Here is a 613-nt window from a genome sequence, read left to right as displayed (position 1 = left end):
AACTTGTGCCAATTCTGAGATCGTCTGGTGCTCGAAAATATGTCTCGGAGCCATTTTGATTCCCATCCGATTCGCCTTTGACACGATTTGGATACTAACGATGGAGTCCCCGCCAAGCTCAAAAAAGTTGTCGTATATGCCAACTTGCTCTACTCCCAGTACCCCACTCCAGATTTCTGCCAATTTTTCTTCTACCCTCGTTCGCGGCGCCACATAACCCTCTTTTGGCATTTGCTCCGGTTTCGGCAGCACCTTGCGGTCCACCTTGCCATTTGGGGTCAACGGCAGTGATGGCAACATCACAATCTGTGAAGGTATCATATAGTCCGGCAATTGATCTCTCAGCACCAACCGCCAAGTAATCGGCTCCTCTGTTTCCTCGGATTCCACCACATAGCCGACAATCCGTTTCTCGCCTGGCTTATCCTCCCTGACCACAACCGCTGCGTCCGATATTCCCGCCACGTTTCGTAGTGCCGCTTCGATTTCGCCTAGTTCGATCCGATAGCCTCTGATTTTCACCTGGTCATCGATCCGTCCCAGGTGTTCCAGGCTGCCATCCGCCAGGTAACGTACCCAGTCCCCGGTCCGGTACATTCGCTGTCCGGGTTTA

1 protein-coding gene is annotated in these 613 nt (G+C 52.5%); it reads right to left on the bottom strand.

Features of this window, described 5'->3' with window-relative positions; translation table 11 throughout:
- Positions 1–613: phosphopantetheine-binding protein (locus JCM10914_RS28145; protein WP_036720693.1), on the bottom strand; the 613-nt coding region annotated here is incomplete at both ends.

Origin of the sequence: Paenibacillus sp. JCM 10914 (assembly GCF_001315105.1) — a bacterium.
In the GTDB taxonomy this organism is placed as follows: Bacteria; Bacillota; Bacilli; order Paenibacillales; family Paenibacillaceae; genus Paenibacillus_AQ.
Note: the sequence above shows the minus strand (reverse complement) of the source record. Positions and strands in the feature narration are given on the sequence as shown.